Here is a 15,979-nt window from a genome sequence, read left to right as displayed (position 1 = left end):
ATTTTTGCCATTATATAATATTGTAATGATTTTCGTCTTAAAAGTCAATGATATTATTTCTTTTTTTTTATATATTTACTGTCACGTTATTTATTGATAAAATTTTTACACAATACTGTAATTGTAGCATAAAACATCAAACTATTTATATTATATAAGGTTATCATGGATAAAAATTCGCTTAAAACAATTTTCAGGTTTTTGTCCTATTTAAGACCGTACTGGAAAAAGGGCTTGTTTGCCTTTATGCTGATGCTCTTGACAGCTGCCCTGCAGCTGCCCATGCCCTTTATAACCGGATACCTGATTGACAAGGTCATTCCGTCCCGCTCCTATGACCTGTTAAACATCATAGGGTGGGCCACTATTGGCGTTATAGTTATCAGGGTCGCTTCCTACTTTTTTCAAACTTACCTGCTTACAACTTTTAAGGCCCGGGTCATTTTCGATATCCGCCGTTCGCTTTTTGTCCATGTGCTAAAGGCTCCGGTTTCATTTTTCCACGGCAGGGAGACCGGTTATCTGATGTCCCGGCTTTCCGGCGATGTGGATTCGGTCCAAGGTCTGTTGGCCGACGCCATGGTTACCGGCTTTCAAAACGTTCTGCTTTTTTTGGGCGGCACTATCGCGGTTCTATACATCCACTCCAAACTTGCATTGTTTTCCCTGGCTTTGCTGCCTTTTTATCTTTTATCGCTGATCGTATTCAATAAGAGAATTCGCAGCTTGAGCGCTCAAAACCGGGAACTGGCGGCCGCAGTCCAGCAGGAGCTGCAGGAACTTCTGTCGGGAGTGACCTTGGTCAAGGCGTATACCGCCGAGAACCGCGCCGGATTGAAATATATTTCAGTGATCAAGGCTGCCATAAAAAACGAGGTCAAGCTGGATATGGTAAGCATGGGAGCCGGACTTACTTCTATGGTGATTTCCAACATCAGCCCCCTGGCTCTTTTATGGTACGGCTCGGCCGAAATAATGCGGGGGAATCTGACCGTGGGAGGACTGCTGGCATTTGTCAACTTCATCGGATACCTGTTCGGCCCGGTCAGGGTTTTATACGATCTTAATCTGGGGATACAACGGTCCCTCCCGGCGGTGGAACGGATATTTGAAATATTGTCGGTATCCCGGGAAAATTACCGGGGGCCTCGCCTGAAGATCGTCAAGGGCAGCGTCTGCTTTGAAGGAGTGGGTTTCAGCTACGGAAAAAGAGCCGGTTCCCCGGAAATGGAAGACCCTGAAATCATACTGAAAGATCTTGATCTCCGGATCGAACCAGGACAGACCGTGGCTCTGGTGGGCAGATCCGGTGCCGGCAAAACAACTTTGATGTCCCTGCTTTTAAGGTTATACGAGCCCACCGCCGGGAGGATCCTGGTGGACGGCCAGGATATCGCCGGGGTAAGTCTGACCTCCCTGCGCCAGGAGATCGGCTGGGTTTCACAAGATACGTTCCTGTTTTCCGGCACGGTAATGGAGAACATCCGCTTCGGCCGGCCCCAGGCCGCCGACCGGGAGGTGATGGAAGCGGCCCGGCAGGCATCGGCCCACGGTTTCATAGAAAATCTGTCCCAGGGATATCAGACCAAAGTGGGCGAAAGGGGATGCACCCTTTCCGGTGGGCAGCGCCAGAGGATCGCCATTGCCCGGGCGCTTTTGAAAGATCCGAAGATACTGATAATGGACGAGGCCACATCACAGATCGATTCCCAGTCGGAACGCGATATCCGGCAAACCTTGAATGATCTGGGGCATAACCGGGCAGTGATCATAATAGCCCACCGGCTCTCTACGGTTCGCGAGGCAGATATGACAGTGGTGCTGGACCAAGGCCGGATAATTGCCAGAGGCCGGCATGAGGACCTTTACGAATCCTGCCCCTTGTACCGGGAACTTTATTCCAAAATGGAAACAGCTTGATTTTTTTATAATTAATGCTTGATATGGGGCTTTTTTTGCGTTATTATAAGCATCAGGGATCGCAGTTATCCGTCATAAACAACTGATTTTCAGCTTCAGGTAAAACTTATGAAAACAAAACTAGACATAGCCCGCAACTGGCTACCCCGCTACACCGGGATGGAGATCGACCAGTTCGGCGATTACATCCTGCTGACCAACTTCGACGACTACCTGCAGCGCTTTGCCGAGCGGTTCAACTGCGAGATCAAGGGCAAAGGCCGGCCGATGCAGGCCGCCACCAACGACAAGGGACTGTCGATCGTGAATCTAGGGATGGGCAGCCCCAACATCGCCACCATCATGGACCTGCTGGTGGCCCGGCATCCCAAGGGGGTGCTGTTTTTGGGAAAATGCGGGGGGCTTAAAAAGACCACCGAGCTGGGCCACTTCATCCTGCCCATCGGGGCCATCCGGGGCGAGGGCACCGGCAACGACTACCTGCCGCCCGAGGTGCCGGCCCTGCCCTCCTTCAAGCTCCACAAGTTCGTCTCGGAAAAGCTGAAGGAGCGGAATCTGGATTACCGCACCGGGGTGATCTACACCGCCAACCGCCGGGTCTGGGAATGGGACGAGCCCTTCAAAAGATACTTGAAGAAGCTGACGGCCATTGCCATCGACATGGAGACCGCCACCCTGTTCATAGTGGGCCACGCCAACCAGATCGCCCGGGGCGCCCTGCTGCTGGTCTCGGACATTCCCATGGTACCCCACGGCATCAAGACCGACCGCAGCGACCGGGAGGTCACCAAGAAGTTCAGCAAACTGCACCTGGACATCGGCATCGAGAGCATGACCGAGATCGGCCAGATGGGCGAGAAGATCAAGCATTTTCAGTACTGAACTGTATACTGGTTAGTGGCTACTGGATACTATTGTGTGTAACCAGTAGTCAGTAGTCAGTAGTCAGTATCCACTAAAGAGGCGAGTGATGATGAAAAGATTGATGATCGTTTTTTGGTTGCTGGCTCTCGGTGGAATAGCCCAAGCCTCCCAGGTCCTGGTCGCCCGGGTGGAGAGCGCCGTCAGCCCGGCCTCGGCCAGGTTCATGGTCCAGGCCGTTGATCGGACCCAGAAGGAACAGGCCGAATGCCTGATAATAGAAATGGACACCCCGGGCGGGCTGGATCAGTCCATGCGCCAGGTGATCAAGGCCATCATGGCCTCGCCGGTGCCGGTAGTGGTCTTCGTGGCGCCCCAGGGATCGCGGGCGGCCTCGGCCGGGGCCTTCATCACTTTATCCTCCCACCTGGCCGCCATGGCGCCGGGCACCAGCATCGGGGCGGCCCACCCGGTCTCCATCGGCACCGGCGGACAGATGGACAGCACCATGTCCGGCAAGGTCACCAACGACGCCGCGGCCTACATCCGCTCCATAGCCGAGAAGCGGGGCCGCAACGTAGCCTGGGCCGACTCCGCCGTCCGGCACAGCGTCTCGCTGTCCGAGACCGAGGCCTTAAAGCGCAAAGTCATTGACCTGATCGCGCCCAACACCTCCGCCCTGCTGGATTCATTGGACGGCCGGAAGATCGTGATGGACCGGGACACTGTGACCCTAAGCACCAGGTCGGCCAGGGTAATCACAATGGAGATGAACTGGAGGGACCGTCTGCTGGCGGTGATCTCCGACCCCAACCTGGCCTACATCTTTTTCATGCTGGGACTGCTGGGGCTGTACTTTGAGTTCTCCAATCCCGGGGCCATACTACCCGGGGTGGTGGGCGCCATCTCGCTGATCCTGGCCTTCTTCGCCTTTCAGACTCTCTCGGTGAATTACGCCGGAATGCTTTTGATACTGCTGTCCATAGTCCTTTTCATCATAGACGTCAAGGCCGCCACCCACGGCGTCCTGACCACAGGAGGTATAGTAGCCATGTTCATGGGATCGGTAATGCTGTTCAACTCGCCGGACCCGGCCATGCGGGCCTCGCTCCAGGTGATAATCCCGGTGGTGCTGGTGACCGCGGCCTTCTTCATCATCGGGGTCTGGCTGTCCATCAGGACCCTGCGGACCAAACCCTTTTCCGGCGACAAGGGCCTGCTGGGCCAGGAAGGCGACGCTAGAACCCTGGTGAACAAAGACGGCGGAAGCGTGTTTGTGGAAGGCACACATTGGTCGGCCTTTTCCGACGAAGAGATAGTGCAGGGTTCAAAAATAAAGGTCGTTGAGGTCAAAGGGATGAAGCTAAAGGTGGAAAAACTTACATAGCGTTTAGAGGAATAACTTTGATTGAGAGAATAAATGAAATACACTGTTTTACTCCTCCTTACTTGTTTAGTAACCATCTCTTGCGCCCCGGCCATCAAACGATTCGGATACCGCGAGACGACATACACACCCCTTTTATCCGAACCAAAGATCATTGTCAATGGCAAAGGGTTGACCAGTTATAATAGGATTGAACAAATGGCCTTTGATGGCCGCTTAACAATTGATGACGCCATAGAAATCATCAAGAAGGAATATCATCGCATCTCCGCACATACCGCTAATGTCTATAGCATTGAATATGTCAGCGATCCTTTTCTTATTTTTTGGAAGATATCACACTTTAAGGCCTATGTTGATTTTTACGCGGAAGACGCCCCGCCAAGAAGTAAGCTAATTCAAGACTCACTTCAAACCAATAACTGACCAGACGGCCGGGTGTTCGTGGCCGGGACCCACTGGAGCGCCTGGTCGGAGACTGAGATACCGGAGGGCACTAAGATCAAGGTAGTGGAAGTGAAAGGCATGACGCTGAAAGTAACCAATAGCTTATCTAATCAACCCAACATAAGGAGGAACCAGCCATGAAACTTTTTTACAAGCAGGCGGTAAAATGCTAAAAAGACCCCTTATTCTTTTTTTAATGATGAGCCATGCAATTTTTCAGGCCATAACCATCACCGGCATCAATGCTCAACCCATTTATTTATGCAAAGCGGAGAAGGCCATGCCAAGCACTAAATCAAATCCGTCCCAAAAAGATGGCGCTGTCAGAACAGACGAAGCTTCATGGTCCTATTTAGGCCAAACCCCTCCCGGAAACGCTGCGGTGATTTTTGGAAAAGGGGTCGTCTCCAAAGGCAACACCCACAGCAGGCTCACAATATCGCCCGACGGCCAAGAGATGTTTTGGACGGTCATCCCGGACATGTCCCAGCCGGGGTCCAGCATTCTAATGTACACGTCCTTCGAAAACGGAAAATGGACGGAACCCCGGGTCCCTCCGTTTGCTGCCGGCGGAATATCCGGCGGTCCGCAGTATTCCCCGGACGGGAAGAAGCTGTTTTTCAATTATTCCGAAAACAGCCTGTCGGGAAGAAAGACATTGTACGTTGAAAAAACCTGTTCCGGGTGGAGCGAACCGAAAAACGACGGCGTCCTGCTTAAATCAAGCTCTTCGTTCACCAAATCAGGTCTGGTTTATTTTTTAGCGACCCTTAACGGCAAGGTCTGGAACATAGGCATTTACTGCGCGCGTTACACCGAAGAGGGATACGGCGATATCCAGCCTTTGGACTCGGTCATCAATTCTCCTTATATTGACTACACGCCGTATATTTCGCCGGAGGACGACTACCTGTTGTTCTCTTCCAGCCGTCCCTCAACAAAAGAGGATATGTCTCTTTGCATCAGCTTTAAGAACGAGAACGGGACCTGGGCCTCACCCCAAAAGATGAATAAAATAATTGGTTTTCTGGAAGGAGCCAGGTTTCCTTCCATTTCCCCGGACGGCAAATACATCTTTTTTTGCGGAGACGACGGGAATATCTATTGGGTGAGCCGCGACATCGTCGCTCAGTTCAAACCCTGATCAACTCAGGGGCCACAACCCACTGGAGAGCCTGGTCGGATGCCGAGATCGCCGAAGGCACCAAGATCAAGGTAGTGGCGGTAAAGGGCATGACACTGAAAGTCACCATAAGCGGATAGCGGTAAGCGTTTAGCGAAAAGCGTTATTTGAGCATTGAATAAGGATTGTATGCAACCGACAAAAAGCTTTGCCGATCTGATTGTATGGCAAAAGTCCTACAAATTATGTGTAGATGTATACCATATCACCAAATTATTTCCAGCCAATGAAAATTATGGTTTAACCTCGCAGATCAGAAGGTGCTCGGTTTCAATTCCTTCAAACATTGCGGAAGGTTATGGCCGGAAAAACAGAAAAGAATATATTTAATTTCTTTATACCGCGAACGGATCCTTGGCAGAATTCCAAACCCAATTAATGTTAGTCAAGGACATTGGATATCTCAAGACTGACGACTTTGACACGCTATATACCCTTTCGCAGGAAGTTGGCCGAATGTTATGGAAAATGATCGTTGGCCTGAAGGAAATTGCTTCGTAATGCTTAACGCTTGACGCTATCCGCTTCACGCTCAGTAAATTTCAACCCAACATAAGGAGGAACCAGCCATGACCGGTACCATAGTTCTGATCATCTTTATCCTGTTCATTGTGCTCAACACCTTCAAGATCCTGCGGGAATACGAGCGCGGCGTGGTGTTCCGGTTGGGCCGCTACGTGGGCACCCGCGGCCCGGGGCTGATCATTCTGATCCCACTGTTTGAGAAGATGGTTAAAGTGACCCTGCGCACTGTGGCCCTGGACGTACCGCCCCAGGAGGTGATCACCAAGGACAACGTCTCGGTGAAGGTCAACGCCGTGATGTACTTCCAGGTCTTCCTTCCGGACAAAGCGGTGATCGCGGTGGAGGATTACATGTATGCCACCAGCCAGATGGGCCAGACTACCCTGCGCTCCATCCTGGGCGAGCACGAGCTGGACGACCTGCTTTCCAACCGGGAGAAGATCAACCAGATGCTGCAGAAGGTAATCGACGAGCGGACCGACCCCTGGGGCGTCAAGGTCTCGGCGGTGGAGGTCAAGGACGTGGACCTGCCGGAGGGCATGAGACGGGCCATGGCCAAGCAGGCCGAGGCCGAGCGCGAGCGCCGCGCCAAGGTGATCCACGCCGACGGCGAGTTCCAGGCTTCGGCCAAACTCAAGGACGCCGCCACGGTAATGGCCAGCGAGCCGGTGACCGTGCAGCTGCGCTACCTGCAGACCCTGACCGAGATCGCGGTGGAAAAGAATTCCACCATCATCTTCCCCTTGCCCATAGAGTTCATGAAATACTTCACCCAGATCATTGACCGGGAAGCCAAGAAATAACCAGACAAAGAGAAGCGGCGGCCTGTATTGGCCGCCGCTTTAGTGTTTGAAGTAAGTATTCACATTTGCCTATGACCTTCTCCTCCCAAATAATCTCCCTCATCAAGCGCATCCCCCGCGGCAAAGTAGCCTGCTACGGCCAGATCGCGGCCCTGGCCGGCAATCCCAGAGGCGCCCGGGCGGTCATCTGGCTGCTGCATTCCAGCTCGGGCAGGGAAAAACTCCCCTGGCACCGGGTGATCAACAGCCGGGGAACCATCTCATTGCCGCCCGGACAGGGATACGAAGAACAGCGGGCCATGCTGGAGAGCGAAGGGGTAGAATTCGGCCTGCAGGGGAAAATTGATCTTGAAAGATTCCAGTGGCCGGGGCCGGGTAACAGACAAGGCCAAAAAGAATAGTTGTTAGAAACCAATAATATTTTTCTTTCCAACTCATCCCCTCTGTCCCCTTCTCTTGGATAAATTAGGACAAGCCTGATGTAAGAGAAGGGGAAGCAAAGCATGCACTGAGAAATGCAAGCATTTTACAAACGAAGCGATGTTGAGTTCAGCGCCTGGACAATTATTTCCACATCAACCCCAACTAAAACCAATCAGGAGAAAACATGAAAAAACTATTGCCCGTTCTGTTTTGCGTGATGCTGCTGGTTGTGTCCTGCAGCATGGTCAAGGCCCCGGCCCAGCTGGCCATCAAAACCGCCGAGGAGGCCATGAATACTGTTCGGGCCGAGGCCGCCAAGTTCGTGCCAGAACAGCTGGCGGACATGGAAGCCGTCCTGGCAAGCGCCAAGCAGTCTTTTGAAACCGGCGACTACAAGGCCGCCCTGGCCAGCGCCAAGGACATCCCGGCCAAGATCAAGGACCTGGCCTCGGCCATCGAGGCCAAAAAGGCCGCTCTGCCCCAGGACTGGCAGGCCCTGAGCACCGAGATGCCAAAACTGATCGCCAATGTCAAGTCAGCTGTGTCTAAGGCCCGGGGCGTTGACAAGACAGTTCTGGCCGAGGCCAAAACCGCGGTCGACGGAATGCCCGAAGCCTGGAAACAAGCAGAAGAAGAGTTCAAGGCCGGTAAATTGTATGAGGCCGTGACCAGGGCCTCCGGGATCAAGCAACAGGCTGCCAAGATCGAAGCCAGCCTGGGTGAGAAAACAGCCGCCAAGTGATCCTGATTGCCCGAATAAAAAGACCCCGCCAAAGGCGGGGTCTTTTTATTGCCGAATACTTTCATTTTCCCGGAAGGAGCCATCATCCGGCCATTCTGCGGTCCTCCCCCAGTTTCCGGTTGCCCAGCATGTCCTCCACCCCAGTGATGATCCGGAGGATGTCCTTCTGGCTGGGCGGGATCCCCTGGGGCTGGGTCTGGGCGATTTCCACGTCCCGGTATAATTTTATCAGTCTCCCCCCGCTTTCCCGTTCTATCGCCGCCGAAAGCTTCTCCCCGGGGAAATAATCCTTTTCCTCCCGGTGCTTAAAGCTGGGATTGATCACCAGCAGCGGGACCTTGTCCTTGCGGAAGAGCTTGGCGGCCCGGACCGATTCCCGGTAGGCCGGTTCGTCGAAGGGATCTGGATAATGGTGGGTCAGCGGCTCGGGATAGCAGTCGGTCAGGGCGATCACCAGGCTGGATGATCCCAACGAACGGTGCTTCTGGAGCCGGATCATGGCCAGGGCCTTCTGCATCCCGTCGGCCAGCGGGGTCTGGCCGTGAACGGCCAGGGACAGCAGGCTCTTGGTGACCACCTGGTAATTGTGGGTGGGATGATTCAGGATCCGGGCCTGGGCCCCGGACAGCGAGATCAGGCCGATCCGGTCCTTGTGCATCCGGAAATATCCGGTCAGCGAGCGGATGATCTCAGCCATCACGTTGATGTAGGGATGGGTGGAGTGGCTGACGTCGGCCAGCAGCACCAGGGTCAGGCTCTGCCTCTCCGCCTTCTCCCAGCCCACCAGGTCCCGGCCCCCGATGCTGAAACGCCGGGAGTTCAGCTGGTACCGGCCTTTTCCCGCGGCTTCGATGATGGTCTGCACCGGGGCCAGGGTGTTCTCGCCCGGCTGGTAGCGCACCGCCTTGACGTTGCGCCCGGAACGTTCGGTAAGCACGGTCCGTCTCCGGGGGCTCCCCTTGAACGACCGGGTTCTGGTTTTGCCAATCTTTTTCAGGAACTTCAGGAAACCGCCCTTAAGTCTGGCGGTAAAACTGCGGGAGGGATCGAACAGCGGAACCGGCTGCCCCGGTGAAAGCACTGCCGCCGGCCTGGGCTTGGTGAACCGGCGTTTTATCTTGCTGAAGAGGTTCCTGAAAATATTCTTGCCGGCGCTCCTGGGTTGAACGTTAAGCTTGGCCGGCCGGAGTATCTGCAGCTTGGCCTTTATTTGTTTTTTTTTACGCCGTCGGCATCGGAAGCCTCTTTTCCCGAGGACTGTTTTCCGTTCTCCGGGGCCTGCATTTCGGCCGCGGCCGGCACTGATGCCGCATGTTTGCCGAAACTGCGGGCAATCTCCTCGGGCGAGGGCGGTTCCAGCAGGCCGCCGTCCCGAGTGCGGTGCACCAGAGCCAGCTCGGCCGCCAGCATGATATCCTCCCGGACGGCCTGGGTCCGGTTGTTGAGGGCCGCCAGGGTCAGTGCGGTCTTGATGATCACGATGTCCGGACGCTGGCCGTCCACTTTCAGCTCGGCGCAGGAATAGGCCACCGCCGCCACCGCCTCATCCCCGGCCGTCACCTGCGGCAGCATTGCCCTGGCGGTTACGATGGCTGTCTTGAGCTCTTCCGACCGGGGTCCGTATCGCTGAAAGAACTCCTCCGGATGGTCCTCGAACATCAGGTTGGTGCGCACTATCTCCACCCGCTGTTCCGGGTCCTTGACCGTCTCGATCCTGACGCAGAGCGGAAAACGGTCCAGTATCTGGGGCCTCAGGTCGCCCTCCTCCGGGTTCATGGTGCCCACCAGCACGAAATCGGCCGGGTGGGAGATGGACACCCCCTCGCGCTCGATGGTGTTCCAGTGCGAGGCCGCCGCGTCCAGGATGTCGTCCACCAGGTGGTCGGACAGCAGGTTGACCTCGTCCACGTAAAGGATGTTGCCGTTGGCCGCGCCCAGAATGCCCGGCAGCACAACTTTCTCGCCGGTCTTCAGCAGTTTCTCCACGTCGATGCTGCCCACCAGCCGGTCTTCGCTGCAGGACAGCGGCAGGTTGATGATCCGCATCGGCCTGCTCTGGGCCTGGTGATCGCTTTTCTCCCGGCACAGGGTGCAAAACCGGGAGGGGTCGGCCGTGGCGCAGTTGAAGGGACAGCCCCGGACCGCACTATATTCCGGCAGCACCTGCGCGATAGAATGTACGGCGGTGCTCTTGCCGGTTCCCTTGGGTCCGGATATCAGCAGCCCGCCTATGCGGGGGTTGACCACGTTGGCTAGATAGGCGGTCTTCAGCTTTTCCTGGCCGATGATGGCCGGGAACGGGAACAGGCGGCGTTTGGGATCGTTCATAATATTATTATAGTGATGGCAGCTTTAAATGTCAACAATTGTTTTGATCATAATTCCCCGGATCATGTAAGGCTGGGTTATTTGGTCCGGGCGACGATAAACGCCGGCAAAAAGATCAAATTATTTTCATTATTTTGTTGCATATTATGCGACGTTGTGCTTAAATTATTAGATCAGCATGAATGATATCATCAAACAGATCAGGGCCGAGCTGCTGCAGAATGTTGACCCCGTCTACCGCCGGGGAGCTCAGAACTACTTCAAGGAAGGAATTGTCCTGCACGGAGTGCGCCTTCCGGCGGTCAGGGCCATCTCGGCCAAGTACTATCAGCAGGTAAAGGGCTTGGAGAGACCTGTGCTCTTCGCCCTGTGCGACAAGCTGCTGAGCTGCGATACCGCCGAGGAGCGCACCATCGCCTTCGACTGGGCCTGGCGGCTCCGCAGACAGTTCGAGCCAGCCGATTACAAGACACTGGAGCGCTGGCTCAAGGACCATGTCAGCAACTGGGGTGGGGTGGACGACCTTTGCCGGCGGGCCTTGGGATATTTCATCTGCCGTTATCCAAAATTCCTGCCTCAGGTGTTCCGCTGGACCAGATCCCGGGAATGGCACCTGCGCCGGGCGGCGGCGGTGATCCTGATCTCTCCCGCCAAATTAGGCCGGGCCTTGCCGGAGATACTTAGAACATCGGACACTCTGATGAACGATGAGCATTACCTGGTGCAAAAGGGATATGGCTGGCTGCTTAAAGAGGCTTACGTCAAATTTCCCCGTGATATTTTCGGCTATGTGATGAAGAACAAGGATCGGATGCCCCGGACGGCCTTAAGATATGCCATAGAAAAGATGCCGGTCACACTACGCAAAAAAGCCATGGTTAAATGATCAGTACCGGAAGGCGGTAAATTCGCCCTGTTCCCAGGACAGCACCAGGAAGATGTTGAAATTATTGCTCTGCCCTTCCAGGCTGCAGCTAAGGATGGCCCCCCCGGCTATGTGCAGGCAGCCGTGCTGGCCCAGTGAATTGGTGATGTCTATCCGCCCGGTCCATCCGCCTATGGAGAAAAGCTCCAGCACAGTAAAAACGTTGTTCTCCGAAAGCTGGCCGGCCCACTCCTTGGCCTTGCGGTCCAGCATGACCTTAGCCTTGTAGGAGTATTTAAGCCGCAGGTCGATGCCCTTATACAATTCTTCGCGCTTAAGGGGCTTGGTCAGGTAACGGGCGGCCCCCACCGCATAACCGTGGATGATGCTGGCCCGGTCGGCCTTGGCCGAGAGCATGATCACTGGAATGTGCCACAGCTCCGGGCTCTGTTTGACCGCCCGGCACAGCTCGTAGCCGTCCATCAGCGGCATCATGATGTCGGTCAGGATCAGGTCCACATGCTTCTCTTTGGCCACCTGCAGGCCGTCCTGGCCGTCCCGGGCCTGGATCACCTGATAGCCGGCGCTCCGCAGCTGAAATTCCAGCAGGCGGGCCATGTTGGCTTCATCTTCTACCACCAGAATGGTGTACTTTTCCATAGGCCTCCGTTTTAAAAGAGGGTTCAGATAAATTGTATAACAAACCAGGCAAATATGCAAGCCGGTTTCTCTTTCAGGCAAGGGAACACAACAAAGGCGAGACGTGGACAAGAAAGAACAGACATCGGGACATCGTCAGAGGCTGAGGGATAAATTCCGCCAGACCGCCGGGGAAGGCCTTCACGACTACGAGCTTCTGGAACTGCTGCTGGCCTACGCCTTGCCCCGCCGCGACGTGAAACCTTTGGCCAAGGTGTTAATAGACAGGTTCAACGGCCTGGCCGGAGTGCTGGACGCTTCGCCTGAAGACCTGGAGAAGGTCAAGGGCCTGGGAAACTCCCCGGCGGTGCTGATCAAGCTGGCCAAGCACCTGTCCGAGCAGTACCTGGCGGCCGGGATGATATCCAGGGACGCCCTCTCCTCGCCCCAGTCGGTGCTGGCCTTCGCCCGGACCAAGATGGCCGGACTGCCCAACGAGGCTTTCCTCTGCATCTATCTCAACACCAAGAACGAAGTGCTGAAATACAAGACCATCAATCAGGGCACGGTGGACAAGGCGGCTGTCTATCCCCGGCGGATCATCGAAGAGGCTTTGAACCTGCACGCCGCCGGGCTGATCCTGGTGCACAACCACCCCAGCGGGCACTGCCAGCCCTCGCCGGAGGACCGCCAGCTGACCGATTCCATCATCAGCGTGGCCAGGACGCTGGACATCCGGGTGCTGGACCACCTGATAGTGGGAAGGGCCGGTTACTATAGTTTCGCCGAGAATAAATTATTGTAACAATAACAATACTGTCATGCCGAAGAAAAAAGTGATCATCATCGGGGCCGGGCCTGGCGGGCTGACCGCCGGCATGCTGCTGGCCCACCAAGGGCACCAGGTGGACATCTTTGAAAAGAAGGACGTGGTGGGCGGCCGCAACGCTCCTATCAAGCTGGGCGGCTTTACCTTTGACACCGGCCCCACTTTTCTGATGCTGCTGGAAGTGCTGGAGCAGTCCTTCGCCGACGCTGGCCGGGACCTGAACAAATACCTGGATCTGAAGCGCATCGATCCCATGTACCGCCTGCGCTTTGACGGGGCAAAGGACTTCTTCCCCACCGGGGACGAGAAAATGATGGTGGCGGAGATCGAGCGGGCCTTCCCTGGAGACGGTCAGAATTACCTGCGGTTCAAAAAGACCGAGGGCAAGAAGTTCGACCGGGTCTATCCCTGCCTTAAGGTGCCTTATGGCAGTTTGCTCTCTTATCTCAAGCCCCGGTTCCTTAAAGCCATTCCCCGTCTGGACCCCTTTGCCTCGGTGTATGACAGGCTGTCCAGTTATTTCAGGCACGAGCACCTGCGGATCGCCATGACCTTCCAGGCCAAATACCTGGGGATGTCGCCCTGGCAGTGCCCGGCCACCTTCACCATACTCTCGATCATCGAGCACAAGTTCGGCATCTACCACCCCATCGGCGGACTCAATAAGATATCGGAAGCCATGGCCCGGGTGATCCGGGAGGACGGCGGCAAGATCCACCTGAACACCCCGGTCAGGCGGATCATCGTCGAAAACGGCAAAACGACTGGGGTCATCCTGGAAAATGGAAACGAGGTGCGGGGCGATGCGGTGATCATCAACCCGGATTTCGCTTGGGCCATGCGGCATCTGGTCGCTCCGCAGGACAGGAAGAAATATACCGATCAAAAACTGGACAGGATGGAATATTCCTGCTCCACCTTCATGCTCTACCTGGGCCTGGACAAGCTGTACGACATACCGCACCATAACGTGATCTTCGCCGATGACTACCGGAATAACGTAGAGGACATCGTCCGCCGCAAGGCCCTGTCCAGCGATCCCTCGGTCTATATCCAGAACGCCAGCATCACCGACCCCACTTTGGCACCAAAGGGCAAATCCGCCGTCTACGTGCTGGTGCCGGTGACCAACCAGACATCGGGGCTGGACTGGCAGAAGGAGCGAAAAGCCTTCCGCGACCGGGTGATCGGGATCATCAAGCAGAAGACCGAGCTCAAGGACATTGACCAACATATAGAGGCGGAGAAGATCATCACCCCGGCCGACTGGGAAAATGAATACGGGATATACCACGGAGCCACCTTCAACCTAAGCCACAAGATAAGCCAGATGCTGTCCTTTAGGCCCCATAATAAGTTCGAGGAGTTCGGCAACTGCTACCTGGTTGGCGGCGGCACCCACCCCGGCTCGGGCTTGCCCACCATTTACCAGTCGGGGCGGATTGCGGCCTCAATGATCATGGGAACCAAGGTCTCCTGATCAAACCAATTGTGAAAGGAATAGAATCATGCCCGATCAATTCACCGAAGAGATAAAGGTATCCGGCGAGCAGCTGCTGGCCAAGATCAAGGAACTGGTCCGTCAGGGCAACATCCGCCGCATCACCATCATCGACCGGGACGGCAAGACCATCATGGCCTTTCCCCTGACCATCGGGGTGGTGGGCGCCCTGATCGCCCCGACCCTGGCCGCTATCGGCGCGGTGGCGGCATTAGTGACCGAGTGCACGGTCAAGGTGGAGCGGGAACAGCCGTAGGTAAACTATTTTCCTAAAATGACAGTCAAATCAATAAAACCCCGGATAGTCGTCAGCAAATGCCTGGGGTTCGCCGCCTGCCGCTACAACGGCCTGATGATCTCCAGTCCTTTGGTTAGGAAACTTAAGGACCATGTAGACTTCGTCCCGGTCTGCCCCGAACAGGAGATCGGGCTGGGCATACCACGCGACCCCATCAGGATCGTAGAAATCAAGGGCCGCCGCTACTTGTACCAGCCGGCCACTGGCCGGGACCTGACCAAAGAAATGAACGCCTTTATAAGACTATTTTTCAGGAACCTGGGGCCTGTGGATGGTTTTCTGTTTAAGAGCCGCTCACCCTCCTGCGGCCTCAGGGATGTCAAGGTTTATTCAGGCTCCAGTGTAAAGCAAACACTCCTGACAGTCAGGAGCCAGGGCTTCTTTGGCGGCCGGGCTTTGGAGTTTTACCCGGGGCTGGCCATCGTGGACGAGAATCACTTGAACAATACCGTCATCCGGAAACATTTCCTGGCCAGGGTATCGGCCATGGTAAGATTAAAGGAACATTGGGGATCAGTTTCCAAAAATAAAGCCCCGCCGTCAAGGGCCGTAGATTAAAACGTAAATAACCAAAAATACAGCGTAATATAAGGATAGTATGTTAAAAGCGTTAAAAGCGGGATTATTCCTCACAATATTTGCCGCTTTAATCATCGTTCCAGGCCAGACCCAGGCTCAGGGGGACAAATATAATTATCTTGACGAGGAAGGCCCCGGGTTCAATTCCGGAACCAGGATTATTTTGGGATACACCGCCAATATTCCCAACCAATATATAGGCTTTACCCTGGGTTTTTCCCGCTCCAGAACCTATGGCCTTTTTTTAGAATATAAAATGGACCTTACCTTACTGGAGATCTCTCCTTATTTATCCGAAAACCTAACAGTTGAAGATGTGGAAACTGCCTTTTATGCTGACACATTAAAGGACACTGGTTATTCTTGGATTTCTGTCAACAGTGGGATCACCTGGCCCATAAATGACCGTTTTTGCTCATATCTGGGGCTGGGAGCTTCCTTCCATAAAGCTTACCGGCAGTACCGTGAACCTTATACCGGAGGCATAAGCGCCGATGGTTCTTACTGGGTTAGAGATGACGCCAACTCCACAGTAAATCTTAATGTTACCGGTGGCATTTACTGTAAACTGGGACGTTATTTATATATGCAACTTGGCGGAGACATCCGTCCCCTGGGCCTGGTGGCCGGCCTGGGCCTGGCTCCCTAA

General features: G+C 54.8%; 21 protein-coding genes. 18 read left to right on the top strand and 3 right to left on the bottom strand.

Features of this window, described 5'->3' with window-relative positions:
• Positions 1-165: 165 nt before the first annotated feature.
• The 12 genes from HZA73_05390 (at position 166) to HZA73_05335 (ending at position 8,291) form a co-directional block, all read left to right on the top strand.
• Positions 166-1,920, top strand: coding sequence for an ABC transporter ATP-binding protein (locus HZA73_05390; GenBank protein MBI5805460.1), 1,755 nt, complete (start codon positions 166-168; stop codon positions 1,918-1,920).
• 108 nt (positions 1,921-2,028) lie between these two features.
• On the top strand, positions 2,029-2,802 hold the full coding sequence (locus tag HZA73_05385) for an AMP nucleosidase (GenBank protein ID MBI5805459.1): 774 nt from the start codon (positions 2,029-2,031) through the stop codon (positions 2,800-2,802).
• Positions 2,803-2,890: 88 nt separating this feature from the next.
• On the top strand, positions 2,891-4,168 hold the full coding sequence (locus tag HZA73_05380) for a nodulation protein NfeD (protein ID MBI5805458.1): 1,278 nt from the start codon (positions 2,891-2,893) through the stop codon (positions 4,166-4,168).
• 33 nt (positions 4,169-4,201) lie between these two features.
• Positions 4,202-4,594: a hypothetical protein gene (locus HZA73_05375; protein ID MBI5805457.1), complete on the top strand. Its 393-nt coding sequence runs from the start codon at positions 4,202-4,204 to the stop codon at positions 4,592-4,594.
• An 18-nt stretch (positions 4,595-4,612) separates the two neighbouring features.
• Positions 4,613-4,756 (top strand): NfeD family protein, encoded by a 144-nt coding sequence (locus HZA73_05370; GenBank protein ID MBI5805456.1) that lies wholly within the window; start codon positions 4,613-4,615, stop codon positions 4,754-4,756.
• A 139-nt stretch (positions 4,757-4,895) separates the two neighbouring features.
• A complete protein-coding gene (locus HZA73_05365; GenBank protein ID MBI5805455.1) occupies positions 4,896-5,759 on the top strand; it encodes a PD40 domain-containing protein in 864 nt (287 codons plus the stop codon).
• Positions 5,720-5,878, top strand: a complete 159-nt coding sequence (locus HZA73_05360) for an NfeD family protein (protein MBI5805454.1) — start codon at positions 5,720-5,722, stop codon at positions 5,876-5,878. Before HZA73_05365 ends, HZA73_05360 begins: the two co-directional genes overlap by 40 nt.
• 49 nt (positions 5,879-5,927) lie before the next feature.
• Positions 5,928-6,128, top strand: coding sequence for a four helix bundle protein (locus tag HZA73_05355; GenBank protein ID MBI5805453.1), 201 nt, complete (start codon positions 5,928-5,930; stop codon positions 6,126-6,128).
• Positions 6,129-6,152: 24 nt separating this feature from the next.
• Positions 6,153-6,299: a four helix bundle protein gene (locus tag HZA73_05350; GenBank protein ID MBI5805452.1), complete on the top strand. Its 147-nt coding sequence runs from the start codon at positions 6,153-6,155 to the stop codon at positions 6,297-6,299.
• 68 nt (positions 6,300-6,367) lie between these two features.
• Entirely contained in the window at positions 6,368-7,126 is a 759-nt protein-coding gene (locus HZA73_05345) for a slipin family protein (protein MBI5805451.1), read from the top strand.
• Positions 7,127-7,197: 71 nt separating this feature from the next.
• Positions 7,198-7,527, top strand: coding sequence for an MGMT family protein (locus HZA73_05340; GenBank protein ID MBI5805450.1), 330 nt, complete (start codon positions 7,198-7,200; stop codon positions 7,525-7,527).
• A gap of 206 nt (positions 7,528-7,733) precedes the next feature.
• The gene (locus HZA73_05335) at positions 7,734-8,291 is read left to right on the top strand and encodes a hypothetical protein (protein ID MBI5805449.1); all 558 of its coding nucleotides are present in this window, start codon (positions 7,734-7,736) and stop codon (positions 8,289-8,291) included.
• 82 nt (positions 8,292-8,373) lie between these two features.
• On the opposite strand, the gene HZA73_05330 is transcribed toward HZA73_05335, so the two are convergent.
• Together HZA73_05330 and HZA73_05325 are read right to left on the bottom strand one after the other, a co-directional pair.
• Positions 8,374-9,372: a VWA domain-containing protein gene (locus tag HZA73_05330; GenBank protein MBI5805448.1), complete on the bottom strand. Its 999-nt coding sequence runs from the start codon at positions 9,370-9,372 to the stop codon at positions 8,374-8,376.
• A 125-nt stretch (positions 9,373-9,497) separates the two neighbouring features.
• Positions 9,498-10,619, bottom strand: a complete 1,122-nt coding sequence (locus HZA73_05325; GenBank protein ID MBI5805447.1) for an ATP-binding protein — start codon at positions 10,617-10,619, stop codon at positions 9,498-9,500.
• Between the two features lie 178 nt (positions 10,620-10,797).
• Between HZA73_05325 and HZA73_05320 the strand changes: the two genes are divergently transcribed.
• The gene (locus tag HZA73_05320) at positions 10,798-11,505 is read left to right on the top strand and encodes a DNA alkylation repair protein (GenBank protein MBI5805446.1); all 708 of its coding nucleotides are present in this window, start codon (positions 10,798-10,800) and stop codon (positions 11,503-11,505) included.
• Here the strand turns inward: HZA73_05320 and HZA73_05315 are convergent, their stop codons facing one another.
• Positions 11,506-12,144 (bottom strand): response regulator, encoded by a 639-nt coding sequence (locus HZA73_05315; GenBank protein ID MBI5805445.1) that lies wholly within the window; start codon positions 12,142-12,144, stop codon positions 11,506-11,508.
• A gap of 103 nt (positions 12,145-12,247) precedes the next feature.
• Between HZA73_05315 and radC the strand changes: the two genes are divergently transcribed.
• Genes radC through HZA73_05290 form a run of 5 tightly spaced genes read left to right on the top strand, consistent with a single transcriptional unit; the run spans position 12,248 to position 15,979 of the window.
• On the top strand, positions 12,248-12,928 hold the full coding sequence (radC, locus tag HZA73_05310) for a DNA repair protein RadC (protein ID MBI5805444.1): 681 nt from the start codon (positions 12,248-12,250) through the stop codon (positions 12,926-12,928).
• Between the two features lie 16 nt (positions 12,929-12,944).
• Positions 12,945-14,432 (top strand): phytoene desaturase, encoded by a 1,488-nt coding sequence (gene crtI / locus HZA73_05305; GenBank protein MBI5805443.1) that lies wholly within the window; start codon positions 12,945-12,947, stop codon positions 14,430-14,432.
• Between the two features lie 28 nt (positions 14,433-14,460).
• Positions 14,461-14,709, top strand: a complete 249-nt coding sequence (locus tag HZA73_05300) for a DUF4342 domain-containing protein (GenBank protein ID MBI5805442.1) — start codon at positions 14,461-14,463, stop codon at positions 14,707-14,709.
• 18 nt (positions 14,710-14,727) lie between these two features.
• Positions 14,728-15,309 (top strand): DUF523 domain-containing protein, encoded by a 582-nt coding sequence (locus HZA73_05295; GenBank protein ID MBI5805441.1) that lies wholly within the window; start codon positions 14,728-14,730, stop codon positions 15,307-15,309.
• A 40-nt stretch (positions 15,310-15,349) separates the two neighbouring features.
• Positions 15,350-15,979, top strand: coding sequence for a hypothetical protein (locus tag HZA73_05290; GenBank protein ID MBI5805440.1), 630 nt, complete (start codon positions 15,350-15,352; stop codon positions 15,977-15,979).

Source organism: candidate division TA06 bacterium (assembly GCA_016235665.1).
Classification (GTDB): domain Bacteria; phylum Edwardsbacteria; class AC1; order AC1; family EtOH8; genus UBA5202.
Note: the sequence above shows the minus strand (reverse complement) of the source record. Positions and strands in the feature narration are given on the sequence as shown.